15 protein-coding genes are annotated in these 14,607 nt (G+C 52.0%); 11 read left to right on the plus strand and 4 right to left on the minus strand.

Annotated features, from left to right (window positions below; all coding sequences use genetic code 11):
- Positions 1 to 405: 405 nt before the first annotated feature.
- Both ACR0AZ_RS17090 and ACR0AZ_RS17095 read left to right on the plus strand, forming a co-directional pair.
- On the plus strand, positions 406 to 1,845 hold the full coding sequence (locus tag ACR0AZ_RS17090; RefSeq protein WP_480473282.1) for an ATP-binding protein: 1,440 nt from the start codon (positions 406 to 408) through the stop codon (positions 1,843 to 1,845).
- Between the two features lie 249 nt (positions 1,846 to 2,094).
- A complete protein-coding gene (locus ACR0AZ_RS17095) occupies positions 2,095 to 2,415 on the plus strand; it encodes a hypothetical protein (protein WP_480667941.1) in 321 nt (106 codons plus the stop codon).
- A gap of 122 nt (positions 2,416 to 2,537) precedes the next feature.
- Here the strand turns inward: ACR0AZ_RS17095 and ACR0AZ_RS17100 are convergent, their stop codons facing one another.
- The 3 genes from ACR0AZ_RS17100 to ACR0AZ_RS17110 form a co-directional block, all read right to left on the minus strand.
- Positions 2,538 to 3,074, minus strand: a complete 537-nt coding sequence (locus ACR0AZ_RS17100; protein ID WP_281996014.1) for a hypothetical protein — start codon at positions 3,072 to 3,074, stop codon at positions 2,538 to 2,540.
- Positions 3,058 to 3,828, minus strand: a complete 771-nt coding sequence (locus tag ACR0AZ_RS17105; RefSeq protein WP_480473280.1) for a hypothetical protein — start codon at positions 3,826 to 3,828, stop codon at positions 3,058 to 3,060. The genes ACR0AZ_RS17100 and ACR0AZ_RS17105 overlap by 17 nt, the downstream gene beginning before the upstream one ends.
- A 73-nt stretch (positions 3,829 to 3,901) precedes the next feature.
- Positions 3,902 to 4,417, minus strand: a complete 516-nt coding sequence (locus tag ACR0AZ_RS17110; RefSeq protein WP_281996016.1) for a DUF805 domain-containing protein — start codon at positions 4,415 to 4,417, stop codon at positions 3,902 to 3,904.
- A gap of 568 nt (positions 4,418 to 4,985) precedes the next feature.
- Between ACR0AZ_RS17110 and ACR0AZ_RS17115 the strand changes: the two genes are divergently transcribed.
- From ACR0AZ_RS17115 to ACR0AZ_RS17145, 7 genes are all read left to right on the plus strand, one after another.
- On the plus strand, positions 4,986 to 5,285 hold the full coding sequence (locus tag ACR0AZ_RS17115; RefSeq protein WP_480473278.1) for a hypothetical protein: 300 nt from the start codon (positions 4,986 to 4,988) through the stop codon (positions 5,283 to 5,285).
- Positions 5,286 to 5,585: 300 nt separating this feature from the next.
- The gene (locus ACR0AZ_RS17120) at positions 5,586 to 5,948 is read left to right on the plus strand and encodes a hypothetical protein (protein ID WP_170790053.1); all 363 of its coding nucleotides are present in this window, start codon (positions 5,586 to 5,588) and stop codon (positions 5,946 to 5,948) included.
- A gap of 55 nt (positions 5,949 to 6,003) precedes the next feature.
- Entirely contained in the window at positions 6,004 to 6,618 is a 615-nt protein-coding gene (locus tag ACR0AZ_RS17125; protein WP_171728198.1) for a hypothetical protein, read from the plus strand.
- Positions 6,619 to 7,020: 402 nt separating this feature from the next.
- Positions 7,021 to 7,194 (plus strand): hypothetical protein, encoded by a 174-nt coding sequence (locus tag ACR0AZ_RS17130; RefSeq protein ID WP_170493938.1) that lies wholly within the window; start codon positions 7,021 to 7,023, stop codon positions 7,192 to 7,194.
- A 120-nt stretch (positions 7,195 to 7,314) separates the two neighbouring features.
- Entirely contained in the window at positions 7,315 to 7,959 is a 645-nt protein-coding gene (locus ACR0AZ_RS17135; RefSeq protein ID WP_170493941.1) for a protein-tyrosine phosphatase family protein, read from the plus strand.
- Between the two features lie 19 nt (positions 7,960 to 7,978).
- The gene (locus tag ACR0AZ_RS17140; protein WP_171728199.1) at positions 7,979 to 9,412 is read left to right on the plus strand and encodes a hypothetical protein; all 1,434 of its coding nucleotides are present in this window, start codon (positions 7,979 to 7,981) and stop codon (positions 9,410 to 9,412) included.
- A gap of 61 nt (positions 9,413 to 9,473) precedes the next feature.
- A complete protein-coding gene (locus tag ACR0AZ_RS17145; RefSeq protein ID WP_170790474.1) occupies positions 9,474 to 10,343 on the plus strand; it encodes a metallophosphoesterase family protein in 870 nt (289 codons plus the stop codon).
- Here ACR0AZ_RS17145 and ACR0AZ_RS17150 read toward each other — a convergent pair whose 3' ends face one another.
- Entirely contained in the window at positions 10,344 to 11,072 is a 729-nt protein-coding gene (locus ACR0AZ_RS17150) for a DUF4956 domain-containing protein (RefSeq protein WP_480473274.1), read from the minus strand.
- A gap of 212 nt (positions 11,073 to 11,284) precedes the next feature.
- Here ACR0AZ_RS17150 and ACR0AZ_RS17155 point away from each other — a divergent pair, with 212 nt between their 5' ends.
- Complete coding sequence (locus tag ACR0AZ_RS17155) at positions 11,285 to 12,217, plus strand: SdiA-regulated domain-containing protein (protein ID WP_170790473.1); 933 nt, start codon at positions 11,285 to 11,287, stop codon at positions 12,215 to 12,217.
- Positions 12,218 to 12,436: 219 nt separating this feature from the next.
- On the plus strand, positions 12,437 to 13,981 hold the full coding sequence (locus ACR0AZ_RS17160) for a ShlB/FhaC/HecB family hemolysin secretion/activation protein (RefSeq protein WP_480473272.1): 1,545 nt from the start codon (positions 12,437 to 12,439) through the stop codon (positions 13,979 to 13,981).
- The last annotated feature ends 626 nt before the right edge of the window (positions 13,982 to 14,607 follow it).

The raw sequence follows: 14,607 nt of genomic DNA on the forward strand, positions 1-14,607 counted from the left end.
TCATTTTCGGTAGTCTGACAGACCGAGCTCGTCCCACATCCAGCTGAAATCATAATCTGCAACAGGAGACCCGAACCCTGACAGTACACTTACCGGTCTTGGGCTCGCTTATGACGTTCTGCATCATTGGCAAATCCTGAGCCTGTCGGCTCAAGACGCCATGAGAATTCGCCGGACTGCTGTTCTATCTTGAAAGCATCCAACGCTAGAGTAGATGTCGATGCGAAACCAAACGCTGACCTATAATGTGGTACGTCTACTTTATAAGGAGAAGACGCGTTTCTAAGCAAAATGAGCCAGCTATTTGCATTCTCTGAGTCGTTGTTGATACGAGAAAAATATATATTAATCAGTACTATATACAGCCTCGTTGACTTAGTATCAATGGATTGATATTAGCGCGACATGCTTGAAATTGCAAAACCAGACGTTCTCAAAAGCCTCCGCCGGGACAACCCGTGGTGGGACGCTACTTACAAGGTTTCTCAAAGCCCGACGGAGAAGAAACGCGCCTATTTCGGCCCCTTCTCCGCGCTCGCCCTGGATTGGTCCGTGCGCCGCTCGACCATCCTGATGGGGCCACGTAGGGTTGGCAAGACAGTGATGCTGCGCCAGCTGATTGAGCAGGCGACCATCGAAGGCTTTGATGGTCAAAATATCCTGTTTGTTTCCATTGATACGCCGCTTTACAGCGGTATGCCGCTATCTCGTCTGATCGAACTGTTCGAAGAGGAAACCGACCACAAGGAGCAAGATCGGCGGATCGTTGTTTTTGATGAGATTCAGTACCTGAAGGATTGGGAAATTCACCTAAAGGTGCTCACCGATCAATATCCGAACACTAGATTCATCGCGTCCGGATCTGCAGCGGCAGCGTTGCGGTTAAAAAGCGAGGAGTCGGGCGCTGGACGTTTTACAGATTTTTTTCTCCCTCCACTGACTTTCGCGGAATTCTTGGCGTTTAGGGAATTAGAAGACGATCTGGTCAATGCGGCTCCGCTGGGGTCGACCCTGCGGTTTTCCACGCCGAACATTGTGCGGTTGAACGAGGAATTCATCCACTACCTAAACTTTGGGGGCTACCCAGAGGCAGTTCTGAACGAAACAATTCAGGCCGATGTGCAGCGCTTCCTTGGGCGTGATATCATCGATAAAGTTCTTCTGCGCGATCTGCCCAGCCTATATGGCATTCAGGATATTCAGGAGTTGAACCGGCTTTTCACGACCTTGGCCTATCATACTGGTCAGGAAGTTAGTCTCGATGGTTTGGCGCAAAGCTCGGGCGTCGCCAAGAACACGATCACAAAATACCTCGACTACCTTGAGGCCGCCTTTTTGATCGTGCGTGTCCGTCGCGTCGACGACACCGGCAAAACCTTCCAACGGATGCGCAATTTCAAGGTCTACCTTACGAACCCATCAATGCGCTCGGCCTTATTTGCACAAATCTCAGACGGAGACGATGCCATGGGCGCGATGGCTGAAACGGCGATTTTCTCGCAGTGGTTCCATTCAGACCTTATGAGGAACCTGCACTATGCGCGCTGGAAAAAGGGCAGGGCAGACTTGGAAGTCGACCTTGTTCGCGTAGACCCGGCGCGCCTCAAACCCACATGGGCATATGAAATCAAATGGTCCGATAGGTTTGCAACAGATCAACCAGGTGAGCTGCGTGGGCTTATCGAATTTGCCAAACGCAACTTTGATACCAGCATCCCTGCTGGCGCGACAACGAAGACGATCACAGCTGAAAGCGAGATCGACGGAGTGTTGATCAGGCACTTTCCATGCTCTCTGCACTGCTATCAGGTTGGTAAGAATGTTGCCGAGGGCCGCGCGCCCTAATGGCGCAGCTGGAAACGCAGTTTTTTAAAGTCCATGGAAGTGTTCCGTCTCCTGTTAAAAATCACTGCCGGGAGATAGTGTGTTCTTTGTTTCCATAGCAAATCCCGAGCCTGTCGTCTCGTGACCGGGCTCTAGGTTTCAGCCGGCATGCCGGCTTCCACCCAGAACACCCCGGCATGATCTCCCTGTCCCAATAGCCCCTGAACCGTCTCTTGCGAGCCGGGGCAGGGGCTTTCGGGAAGTGAAGGCATGCGCCGTCTGGAGATGGTGAGCCGGGAGTTCACCGAAGAACAGGCCGAGCGGTATGACGAACTTGCCGAACTAAATGAGGCTGAGGCTCTGGACGCGGCTGGTGAAAAGGAGCTGACTGCGCTCGAAGACTATGCCGCGCAGTTCTATTCCGACGCGCAGCGCAAGCTGTCCGGAGTGTTTAACCACAATCCATTCTATTCCGCTTGGGCCCGCTGCCGACGTTTTCTGCAACGTTCAGCAGTGCCGGCTCGCAGCCCAAAGCGGACCTTCGTAACAAGACGTTGCAATTTCCGAGACCGGATGTGGGTACGCTCATAACGCTGCGTTTCTGACATTGATTTCATAAAAGAAAAGCTTGGAAGTTTGCCAACAGGTTTGCATGCCACTGAGGAACCCGAACATACAGGCTCTCAGGCTTATATGCGGTGCCCAATTACAGTTTACTCCCAATCACCAGCAGACGAGCGCCACGTCTTTGCTTCCGCATCCCAAACACTGGCTGTTGCGCAAGGCGTCGGGTTTATTCCGTCACAATTAGTTCCGTGGACATCTGCAAGGACAATGCGTTGACGCCCGAATTCGACGACCGTCCAGCCTCGATTGAGCAAGGAGTGAACTTCCTCTTCAATCAAGAAGTGCGACATGCATCCACCAGTTCCGCAATAAAGAGATGCAGCACTCGAACACGCGAATCCAGATTCATTCAGAACCCAGTCGGGTTGTAGATCTCCGTCGAGATCGACCCTCTCAACCGCACCCCAATCTAAGTCAAACTGACCGTCGTTGAACTCTGCGCAGGCTTGTTCTGCCAGATCAACCTTAGCCCGCAAACCAGTTGGAAGTTGCGAAACATCAGCCGCGACAGCTGGTGAGGTCCATACTGGGCTCGAAACCAGCACAATCCCGGAAACCAACCCTTTCAACAGGCCCACTAATTGGGAAGCCGGTTGGAGGGTGGCATCAATTGCACTGATCATACCTGTAGTCCCCGTATTCCAGCCAGTTTGACGAGTCTTCGCTAAAAATCAGAAACTCGGACCTGTCTTCCCCAAGCAGGGCGACGACAAATCCGGCCGGCGGCTCATAGTTTCCGAAGTAACTGTAGGCCGTCATGGCTCTGATCGACTCGCCGTTGACCGTTACTCGCGCGTCCCATTCTCCCTCCGGGTTATCCAAAATTACGGGTTCGATGACTCGCTCTACCGCTCCGCCTCCACAATAGACGATACCTTCTGGGGGTTCGTAGGAGGCCCCTTGGCTAGCACCTGAATCGCAGGCGGAACGAAGGGACCGAATTGCCGCGCTGGAACCCTTCAAGTCAAAGATTCCGTAGCTGACATCTTGGTCAATCATCGACAGATTAACCGATGCATTGGCCGCAAGCTGGTCCAGTACAAAACCATAATCCTCCTGACTATTGAAATTGACCTCGACAGGATAATTGTCGACGATCTGCACAGCTGCGTTTTCTGCGCCAACCTGAAATGCGCCAACTTCGGTGGTGCCGTTCTTCAAAAATCGAATGGAGAGCCCCTGCTTTTCCACGATGTCCTGGCTATCCTCATATCCAGCCGGAGCAAACCGGATACGATTACACTGAAGTTCCAGCGTCATGTTTCCGGTTTGAATAAAAGCGTTAGGATTAGGCCCGGAACTGAACGACCATTCTGCTGATGCTGTGGTCGCCATAGCCATCAGTAGCGTTCCAATGGGAATCAGCTTGAAACTCATTGTCTCTCTCCCTGGTATTAAGAATCGAACTGTCATTCAGCAGAGATTCTGACCCGCTGCCTGCGCAACCAGGTCAGGAAACAGGTGCGCCGTATTCGTTTGCGCCTTCTTGAGAAGGTCGCGTCAGCCACCAGATCATCAGGATGGACAGAACCAATTGAAGAATTGAGACAACAACAATACCGGTCACGCCCAAAACTGCCGCGGGTCCTCGCAATGCATCGGGGTTTTCGGCCCCTTGCTCCAATGCCGAGAAGAACGCCACGCCACCCAGCATAACAAAAAGCGTTGTAATGCTGAGCGCCATCGGCAGCAGCAAGTACCAGCCAGGTCGCCCTGTATCATGCAACCTCCGCCAACCGGCGGCCAGCATAGGGATGATAACGGCCAGTTGGAAAACAGAGGACAGAACTCGAGATCCTTGCCCTGTTTCTGGGTTGGTCCCGAATATGATCGCATCCACCACAGCTAAAGCAGCACTCACGAGAACCACAAACAAGAAGAACCACCAGTATTCTGAGCGCATAGCCCGACCGGAGAACTGGAAGTATTTCGAGAAACACGTCTTAACGGATTCAACAAAACCCATTTTCAATCCTTTCTTGGTTTCTGCGCGACCTCAGAACGCCTCGCCGACCCAAAAGAACACATTCGCCCTCATGGGTGCTCCCACCTACCTTTTTGTTTGAGGGCAGACGCCTATCGTACGAGAGCGTAACGAAGTTTACGCGCGGAAAAAATGTTGATTTATTAAAAATTAGATTCAAACATGTGAATTTGACACAACTTTCATTTTACCTCCGTTGTGATCGCTGTCGCCCGACTTGTCGGGCCCTACCGGCCGCTGGAGTGAGTGCTGGCGGTCGGAAGGCACTTTACAATGATTGAGCGTTGGGAGGACGCGATGCTTATACTTAGTGTACTCGGCCTACCTCCAGAATTCGCTCGAGCTTCTGCCATTGTCGTCATTCAGCCTTCACACGTTGTCGGCGGTCTCGGTTGTCAAAGTAATATAGCTCCGCCCGCCACCCCCCGCGACAAGTTGTTGGGAAGGGAAGTTACAGGGCCGAAGTATGTTTCATAGCCTGCTCTGACGCGAGAACTTCAAACAAGCCATCCAATTTCACCAATTTCAACGGAACCAGAGGGAGAAGAAAATGTCTAAAAAGATGGTGATGATTGCGGGCGCAACTTGTTTCGCACTGCTTGCGGCCTGCGACGATACGAGTACATCCAGTGCGTCCGCCGAACTCACACCCGCTCAGCAGGCGTGTTTGCGAGATGTAGCCAGCACAACGAACAATTCGCAAGTCGTGGTGCTCTCATCCGCGTTTAGCGAGGCGGGGACACAGGTCACTGTAGGCGTTGGCGAGGATAGTGCTCCTTGGAATTGCATTGCTTACAGTGATGGCACGACAGCTGGTATCGAGTTCCTGGGCGACGAAGGCGCATTGTGACCAGTCTGCTGCGTAGCCGAAAACGGCTGCGTAGCACTGGCTTGATTTGCTGAGGCTCGACTTGGTTTGTAGAACCACTATCATTGTATTCGCGATCCTTTACCTGTTGGCGTTGATTGCATTCTTGACGGGCACATTTGGCTGGTTGGGACAGGAAAGAGACCCTTTGTCCGGGGTGTTCCTTCTGCCGTTGGGACTACCTTGGATACTTGTAGCGGACTCGATCTCAGAGTCGGCCAAACCGTGGTTCGCGGCGCTCGCACCGGTGCTCAACCTGTTAGCGCTGGTCTTGATTTGCAGATGGGCACATGGTTTGCGCCGGTAGTGAAAGCCGCGCTTATTCTCACCAAAAGGGAGGAAAACATGGGAAAAGTGATCTTGGGTATTGTGATCGGGCTCGTCCTCGGCGTGGTTGGGGCGATGACCTTAGGTGGCGGGGCCGCAGTGGGTGTCGGCGTTGCGACAGGCTTGTCCGCCGGTGTCTGCACCACATTGAAAGGAGCACAAGCAGAGAACCTGATCACCCCCGAGCAAGCGGATCAGATCCTCAATCGCGTAAATTCCGAGATGGCATCACTGCAAGGAATTGAAACGACAGACGAGGTCGTCGGCAGCGCACAGGCATGCGATGAGTTTCTATCAAAGTTGAGGGATGCAAAGTGAGGTTCCGCTTAGTACGGAACAAAACTGTAAGGACAAGCCAACAGGGAACCATCTGATGAAACTCGTTTTACTCAAACTCCTCACTCCCATGTTCGCAATCGCGGGCACTGCTGCTTTTGCAATGTCAGAAGCCGATGACGCGTGTATCGACCAATTACGGCAGGTTGGAGGACCAGACGGTCAATCAGGTACGATAGAAAGCTCAGAGTTCTCGGAAGCAGGTACGCTCGTCATGCTACGAGATGCAGGTGGAACACTTTGGCGCTGCATCGCGTACAAGGATGGAAGCATTGGAGAGATGTCGGTTGTCGAGGCGATGGATGATGGCGGTGGAGCCATTGCAGGCGTCGCCGGTTCTACCGGTAGCCAGCGTGTCAAATTCGATGTCGGTTCCACTGGCGCCGAACTTGTCGGCCAACTCGCGCCCGGAGCGTCGCAGCAATACCTTCTCGGTGCAAAGAACGAACAGTTCCTTTACGTCCGCGTTGCTCCGCGAAATGGCTCCTTGGACTACGTCATTCGTAACCCCGATGGTTCTGAACTGTTGGGATTGATGTCGGCGGACAAGGAGTATCGAGGACAGCTTTGGCAATCCGGTGATCATGTTGTGGAAGTTATCAATCGCAGCAACTCTTCCGTCGACTACAACGTAATTTTCGGAATTGAATAGGTGATCAATCAGAAACCCTGGAACGCAAGTCCAAAAAAGCGAGGGAAACACAGATGAATCCCAAGGTCCTATTGGTGATCGGCACGACGTGTATTACTGCGCTTGCAGCATGCGACGAGAGTGGCGGATCAGTGGATGCAAGTGCACCAACTGTGGGCAGCTCTAGCGATCTTTCGTCATTTGAAGGGGCAAGAGCGGGACAGGCTGAAATGGGCATCCAGAGTCTCGGATTTGAACTCATCCGAAGCGAAGGGCTCACCTCGTACTGGTTTAACACGGATACTGGTGCATGTGCTCGGATCACGACATCTGAGGGAAGGTACTCAGATGTAGCTATGCTGCCATCAGGTGACTGCTGACACATTTTTCATAAATCAAACATCTGCAAAAGGGAGCTTAAGTTTGCATTTTGATCTGGCACATGCGGCGGTCATCGTTGTCGCTCTGATTGTCACAAACCTGGCATTGAAGTCGTCCGGCGTGATCAACGAAGAAAGCAAACACCAATGGAACTGGAAAGTTTTTCTGGCCTACTTCGTGGTCGTCTTTATCATCAATCTGGTGTGGCCGATTTAAAGCTTCAGGTCGGAAAGTCTATCCCGCACTTGATACGGCTGTTGAGAATGAGCCGCTCCAATAGATTACCAAGTAGGAAGAGTTTGAGCATAACAGGCTGAAAAATAGAAAGGAGCTGGCATGCGGTTTTTGACGTCCCTCATATTCATTGGTGCTCTGGCAACCGCGGCGAATTCTGACGTAACCAGTCGAAACGGTGGCCCAAGCAACAGTCAAATGCTTTCAAAGGGTGGCGACGGAGGTGTTGATGGCGTCGCTTTCTTTCGCCCAGTCTTAAGCGGAGTATTGTATCGCTCTGGTTTCAAAGGCGGCGACAAGGATCGAACGGGTCTGAGTAAAGTTCAACGCGAGACCCTTTGCGATGAAGGGTTTTCAACCGGGTTTTACGCAGACTTCGGCAAGAACACCGAATACGGCCGCACAAGTTGCGGAAACGGATCTTTCGACTATCAAAGCGCCAGATCCTCCCGACCCAGTGCTGTCATGGCGTCCATACACGAGGTGATTCAAAACCCTGGAAAGGGCCCTGTTCTGGTGCACTGCATGTGGGGCGTTCATTCCTCAGGTGCATTGTCGGCGATGGCGCTCGTTCAGTTTTGCGGTTGGACAGAAGAAAGGGCCAAGGAATATTGGAATGAGGCCCGAAACGGGGCCCCATGTTCAGGCGGGTGTGACCAGTGGATTGACTCAAAGTTCTCCAACTTCAGTGTCGACCCCAATTTGAAGATCTCTACCGAACAACAGGCAGCGATTTGCCCCAAATGATATTGGGAGAACTATCCAAATGAAGTTCATTCTTCTGGGGTCACTTGCTTTCATTGCACCCACCGTCTTGTGGGCGAACGACGATGTCCTCGGTGAAGCCACGACATTTGATAGTCCCAACGGCGTTACTGAACGCTGTATTCGGATCGAAAAAGTTTCAACGGGCGAGTATAAGAAAAGCGATCTTGAGGAAGAAACGGCCTATTGCGAGATCGATTTCTATGCCTCCGAAATTGCTATTTGCCCAAAAACCTGGAGTACCAGCCCAGGAATGGCCGTGTACGATATTTCGGAAGGACCCTACACAGGGAACCGTACTGAGTTCGAGAGAAACGCTTGCAAAGAGGGGAAGGCGGCGAAAGATCTGGCCAAGGACAGGGTGGCCAAATTCAAATCCACCATGAACCAAAAGGGCACCAGTGGAACCTTTTCCACCTCGTCGCTGCTTTACTATCATTTCTCCAGATATTTCGACACGACTGTAAAAGTTCCAGTCGCCGTTTGGCGTAGCATGGACGCCCAGGCGCACTTTTCCGAGGTCGCAGAGCCCGGCCTTGCGATTTCTGGCGGCTCTCATGGTGGGCGCATGAACCACGAAGGCTGGCGGGTCTTCGCGGCTGCGGATGCCGACCCGAACTCGTACCAGCCAACCGACGATCTGTTCACCGCAGATCGAACGCAAATATACGGTGCGCTGCTTGATAGCCCTGGGCATCGATACGGCTCGGAAATCAACGGCACCCGTAAATCTGGTTGGGGGAAAGGTCAGAACCGCGATTTTCAGGAAACTCCTGCTTTCTTGGCTTTGCGTTCTTCAAAACCCTTGCCAGAGGCCATTGTAGAGGGCGTTGGAGAAGGTCGAAGAGACCGGATGATCAACAAGGATCTCGGTCCCGATGTCAGCGACCAACAGATGGCATTTTGGATGCAAGAACTTACCGAGATTGTACTCCTCGATTTCATCTTTAGCCAGCAGGACCGCGTAGGAAACATAGACTTCACACCCTATTGGTATTGGGTCGAAGACGGAAAGCTGAAGCATAAGAAAGCCAAGCACCATGAGCCAAACGATGGAGACGTTCCCGACGACGCATTATTGATCCGTCGCAGCAATCTAAACGACAACGATGCTGGTGGGCGTGTCGAATACGCCAACTTCGCGAAATCTACTCAAATGCTGGAGAAAATTCGCCACTTCTCTCCAAGCACGTATCGGCGCTTGGTTGCATTGAATAGTGACCTTCAATCCCAAGGCCCAGTCTATGACTGGCTATCGCAAAGCTTTGGTTTGTCAGACAGTCAGATTGCACAAGTTGTCAAAAATACTGCGCTGGCAACGTCCATTCTCCAGAGCAATTGCTCAAATGGCGATTTGATGTTCGACTTGGATCCTGTCGCATTCTTTTTGAGAAACGGCACCGAGGTAGAGGCTGTGGACTGTTATGTACCGTAGGTGTTCTGCTCTTATTGCGGTGTGTATTTGGACCGCTCTGCTCGCCTGCAAAGCGGCGGCATTGGATGTCATCGTCATATCGGATCTGAATGGAAGCTATGGTTCGGTAAGATACGATGCCCGCGTCGACAAGGCGATTGAGCGCATAATCGAGTTTGATCCAGATCTGGTTATTTCGACCGGAGATATGGTTGCGGGACAGCGCATTCCCAACTTGTCCGACAAACAGGTCAGGGATATGTGGAATGCGTTTCACGAGGTCGTATCAGATCCATTAGAGGCTGCCGGCATTCCATTTGCGGTCACACCTGGAAACCATGATGCCTCCGCCTACCGAGGGTTCGAGCGTGAAAGGAAAATATACGCAGAGGAATGGACGCCGAGAAAACCAGGCGTCGACTTCCTGGTTTCAGATGACTACCCGTTCTTCTACGCATTTGAGATGCAGGGCATTACGTTTGCGTCTTTGGATGCAACGACCCTAGGACCCCTATCCGGTGACCAGCAGGACCGGTTACAGGAATTGGGTGCAGACGGAGACCCGATTGTCACTTTCAGTCACCTCCCACTTTGGCCGTTCGCGATCCAGCGCGAACGCGAAATCATCGGTGACCCAACACTTGAAAAAATCTATCTGGAAAGCGGTGTTGTTCTGCATCTTTCAGGCCACCATCATGCCTTCTACCCCGGTTGGAAAGACGGTGTGGCTTATGTCTCTCAAGCTTGTTTGGGAGGTGGTCCGCGGCGGCTTATTGGCGATAGCGCCAGATCACCTCACAGCTTCACTCATGTTACGTTCCAGCCGAACGGAGAGTTTGAGATAGCCGTATATCGAGGCCCTGACTTCGAAAGGTCGGTAAACTTCAAGTCGCTCCCGAAAGAGATCAGATCCCCGAATGCGGTGTTGAAACGCTTAGACCTTGTGAAATGACTAGAGGTTGAGTTTCAGTTCGACTTTTTCAGGGACCAGATCATTTATCATCTCTTCGATCCGGGCTTCCGTCAGTCCACCCGAGGTGATGAAAAGCAATGAAACCCGAGATTTTCCGGGGACGTGGTGTTTTCTGACCAGCTTCCAGCCAGCCTCTGTGGCCATGGCTTCAATGGCTCCGGTGACTTTCAATGAGTGCTCTTCGTCCGAAGCTTTGAGCGAAATTTCCACACCCTTGTTTCGCCCTCCGAGCCAAATGAAACACCAACAAACAACCGCCACTAGTGTGGCCATCAGCGGCAAGCCCAAACCGACCGCAAGACCAAGAACAGTCACGATTATCATTTCGACAGTGTCCACCGGATCATCGAGATTGGAGCGGAACCTGAGCAACGCTCCGATACCAAAGATAACGAAACCGATCATTGACCCGTGCTGAACCACCAGGAAACCAACCGCCATGCCGATAAGCGCATACAGGAAGAAAAGCCTTGGCATAACTATGTCGCGGACGCTTCTACGGGCTTTACGTCTCACCGGATGATATACGATCAAGCCAGCCAGAATGATCGTGACGATCACATCGAGAGTAAAGAAATACAGTTCCTGTTTGCCACGAAACTGCGTCCACCGGCGTTCGATAACGATTTCCGACCCCGAAGCCCCGGCCAGCATCGTCGCAGGGTCGACTTGTGACACCGCAGCACCTGGCAACAGCAGCATCAACAACACGGTCACAAATGTGAGGGTCGTATTCAACTTGTCTTCCTCCCTGCTCACGCCAAAGGCTTACGCTTAACCAAAGGCACATCGTGCCCTATTCAATTCAATCGCAACAGGCGGGATCAGGTAAAGAGATTACAGTGCATTCTTCGGACATCGTATCCGGACTGTGATACGAACGCTGATACAGGGATGTGGTCCAAGCGCGAGAGAATCCAATGACAGAAAACAGAGTGTTTTCGTCAAAAGCTGAAATTTCACGGTGTTTCTGCAAACTTAGACGACTCGCTTTTACGGCCAGCTCGGTTGCGGCAGCCTTCTTGCCTTGGACCAATTTTGCCTACGCCGAAAGTGCTGGTTTGGTTCTGGTCGATAAATTCAAGGTGGCAGACAAATCAGAGGGATTTTCAGAGCCTTCCGGTTTGGCAATGTCTAACGCTGAAGGCTTCTTGTGGTCTGTAAGTGATGCCGAACCTAAACTGCACCTACTCAGAGTCGACGGGGTATTAGGAAACTCTTTCAAGTTGCCAGCATTGGCAGGATCAGATTTGGAGGGTGTTGCACCTCGAAAGGATGGGTCTGTTTTGGTGCTTCAGGAAACTGACCGATCAATTCTAGTCGTTCACCCAACCGAACCCATTCAATTGACAACAATACCTCTCACATCTCTTAAAGGTTACTCGGCCGCCGCTGAATTACTCGTTGGCAACCCATTAAACAAGGGACCCGAAGGTATCGCTGTTGACCCGGAATCGGGGCGGGTCTTCATTGGCATTGAAGGACAACCAAGGTTGTTAATGGTCGTATCACCAGCGCTAGACGAAATTGTTGAGATCATTCCTTTAGCCCGCGATGCAGGTTTTATCTCCGAGCGTGTAGATGATGATGAACTGGATTTGAGCGGCCTAGCATGGTCCCCGTCCTCACGTTCTCTTTGGATTGTAAGTGACAAAGGCCGTCAAATCTTCGTCTACAATCCAGAGTCCAAGTCCGTAAAGTCTATCAGTTTGACGTTCACAGAAGATGGCAAACAAAAGGAAGTTAAACATCCCGAAGGAATCGCTCTCGATGAGACCAAAGGGCTTCTCTATGTCCTAACAGACGATGCCAAGAAATCGCGGCTTTATGTTTTTGAGCAACCGGAATTGTGAGGACTGTCCTACTAGTTCTCTACTCTAACTTGTTGAAAAGCCGGTTTGTGTAATTCAGCGCCGTCGTATGTGCGGCGTAATAAGTAAATCTGCGTTCTGTTCACTGTGTTTCTTAAAAACATCACCCATCAATACATTCGAGTAGCGTCAGGTTCACACATGCGAACCACATAATAACATTGGACTTCAACATGCTCAGTCACTTTAAGGTTGTCAAAAATGCGCGTATTCAGATCAGTTGTTTTTGCGATCATTTGCACTCTTGTGGCCACTGCATCAGTTCCAAGAAGTAGCATTGCCCAAACCTGGGACATCGCATCCCAGCACTCGGTCAGCGGCGTAACGGTGTATGATGCGGATGAGCTGTTAACTTTTGCCGGTCAGTTGGCCTTTGATCGATCAGGGCGCATTACAGCGGTGGAGGTCGCATCAACGATCACTCAGATCTACCGAGAAGACGGCTACTTCTTGGCTGAGGCGTGGCCTGGTCCCGATGGGCAGAGCATAGTTGTTGATGAAGGGCGCATTCAAACCATCGAAATTGAAGGCGTAGATACTCGCACGTTCAAAACACTAGAGAAGATTTTTCAGCCCCTCACCACCGCATATCCAATAACTCTCAAACGATTTGAGCGGGCGGTTATGCTAGCCGAGGACATACCCGACTTGGACGTGTCGACCGAACTTGATTACCCGGATCAGGCTGGTGCTCGGCTGAGGGTATTGGGAGAGCCTTTGCGAAAACAAGCCGGCAGTGCGACACTCGACAACCCTCCGCGTGAGCTTGGAGAAGCGCTCAGTTTCTATGTCGTACAAGAGTTTTATTCGACGCTGACCGTCGGGGATTTGCTGCGATTTGAGGGGTCAGGCAACTACAATTGGGACAAAGACGACGAACACTCATTGTGGGGCGCTGTTACCTATCGCACGCCGCTGAACAGCAATGGTCTGTACGGTGAGATTTTCTACGGGAACATAAACGCAAAACGTGACCTCTCGGGTGATTTTGCAAGAACAGATGTTGATGGCGAGAACTTCACCGTCGCGTTGGGTTACCCCGTGATCCGCGACGTGGCCCGCTATGGGTATCTTCTGTTAGATTATCGCCTTTCCGAAGCGGACTCAGTCAGTGGTGGCGTTCCATTGTCCAGTGACGCGAGTGTCGTTGGCCTTACGTATCTTTACGGGCAAAACTATCCAAAAGGACAAGCTCTGGAAGCGGGGCTAACCTTGTCTTTTGGCGACAATGACAATGACACGACAGACGCGAATTTTGACGACGGAGACTCTTCGTTCTGGCATCTGCGGGGCGGCATCGGGTACGAAAGCCCGCTAACGAGCTTGTCGCCCAACACAGCTTGGCGCACTGAGATTTGGGGGCAGTACACAACCGACCGGCTGCCCTCGGTCGAGGAGTACTTCCTTGGTGATCGTTATGCTTTGCGTGGATATCGGTTTGACGAAGTGGATGGTGATTCCGGGATTTCCGCGATTTTCGAAGTGTCTCACTCTTACTTTCCAAGTTCCCAAAGCATTCATCGCTTAACGCCTTTTGTCTTTTTCGACGTGGGCTACATCTCGAACAATGACCCAGCGAGTTTTGAAGTTGATAATGCTACACTGGCCTCGACAGGTCTGGGTTTGGACATTGAGTTTAAGCAAAACTTATTCCTGTCCGGATATGTCGGTGTCCCTTTGAGAGACGGTCCGTTGACTGACTCTGGCGATCCTGGCGCGTATCTTGCTCTAACAACAAGTTGGTGAGGATGTTATGAAACGGAACCGCATTGCTTTAATTGCCGCAGCTTGTTTGTTTGCAGAACTGGCCGCTACGCAGGTCGTCGCACAGGGACATCATTTCGGGTGGTGCCGTGGCGTAGGGAATCCGCACCAGTCGAGCCAAGGATGTGGGCAGGCCGGTGGGCAAGGGGTAGGCAATCAAATTACCGGTCCAACGCAGCCGGTGGCAAATCAGTTGCCACCAAGGGGAACGCCGCAAACGCCCACATCCGTTGCTGTGCCTGTCCTTGCGCCGGTCGCGGTCCCGAATGCAATTCCGGGTCGCGTTCCTATCGCAACGCCAATAGCAGTTCCGGGTCAAGTTCCAACGCCCGTCGTAGCGCCGACCTTAGCTCCGCCCTTAGTGCCAAATCCGACACCAAACCGGGTTCCGACAGCCGTTCCCAATCAGGTTCCGCCATTGGCTAATGTGCCGCCGCAAGTTCCGACTGCGACTCCTAATCAAGTGCCGATAGCTGTCCCTGGCCAGGTTCCGCCTCAACCCACCGGCCCAACAGCGGTGCCGCCACTTGTGCCCACCGCAACACCAAACCAAATACCAGTCGCAGTTCCTGGTCAGGTCCCACCTCAGCCCACTGGACAAACTGCTG

The sequence above is a fragment of the Ruegeria sp. BE3 genome (genome assembly GCF_056538865.1).

Excerpts from the sequence above, each read along its gene's own strand:
- ACR0AZ_RS17090 (WP_480473282.1), top strand. The coding sequence starts at position 406 with ATGCTTGAAATTGCAAAACCAGACGTTCTCAAAAGCCTCCGCCGGGAC.
- ACR0AZ_RS17095 (WP_480667941.1), top strand. The coding sequence starts at position 2,095 with ATGCGCCGTCTGGAGATGGTGAGCCGGGAGTTCACCGAAGAACAGGCC.
- ACR0AZ_RS17100 (WP_281996014.1), bottom strand. The coding sequence starts at position 3,074 with ATGATCAGTGCAATTGATGCCACCCTCCAACCGGCTTCCCAATTAGTG.
- ACR0AZ_RS17105 (WP_480473280.1), bottom strand. The coding sequence starts at position 3,828 with ATGAGTTTCAAGCTGATTCCCATTGGAACGCTACTGATGGCTATGGCG.
- ACR0AZ_RS17110 (WP_281996016.1), bottom strand. The coding sequence starts at position 4,417 with ATGGGTTTTGTTGAATCCGTTAAGACGTGTTTCTCGAAATACTTCCAG.
- ACR0AZ_RS17115 (WP_480473278.1), top strand. The coding sequence starts at position 4,986 with ATGTCTAAAAAGATGGTGATGATTGCGGGCGCAACTTGTTTCGCACTG.
- ACR0AZ_RS17120 (WP_170790053.1), top strand. The coding sequence starts at position 5,586 with ATGGGCACATGGTTTGCGCCGGTAGTGAAAGCCGCGCTTATTCTCACC.
- ACR0AZ_RS17125 (WP_171728198.1), top strand. The coding sequence starts at position 6,004 with ATGAAACTCGTTTTACTCAAACTCCTCACTCCCATGTTCGCAATCGCG.
- ACR0AZ_RS17135 (WP_170493941.1), top strand. The coding sequence starts at position 7,315 with ATGCGGTTTTTGACGTCCCTCATATTCATTGGTGCTCTGGCAACCGCG.
- ACR0AZ_RS17140 (WP_171728199.1), top strand. The coding sequence starts at position 7,979 with ATGAAGTTCATTCTTCTGGGGTCACTTGCTTTCATTGCACCCACCGTC.
- ACR0AZ_RS17155 (WP_170790473.1), top strand. The coding sequence starts at position 11,285 with ATGACAGAAAACAGAGTGTTTTCGTCAAAAGCTGAAATTTCACGGTGT.
- ACR0AZ_RS17160 (WP_480473272.1), top strand. The coding sequence starts at position 12,437 with ATGCGCGTATTCAGATCAGTTGTTTTTGCGATCATTTGCACTCTTGTG.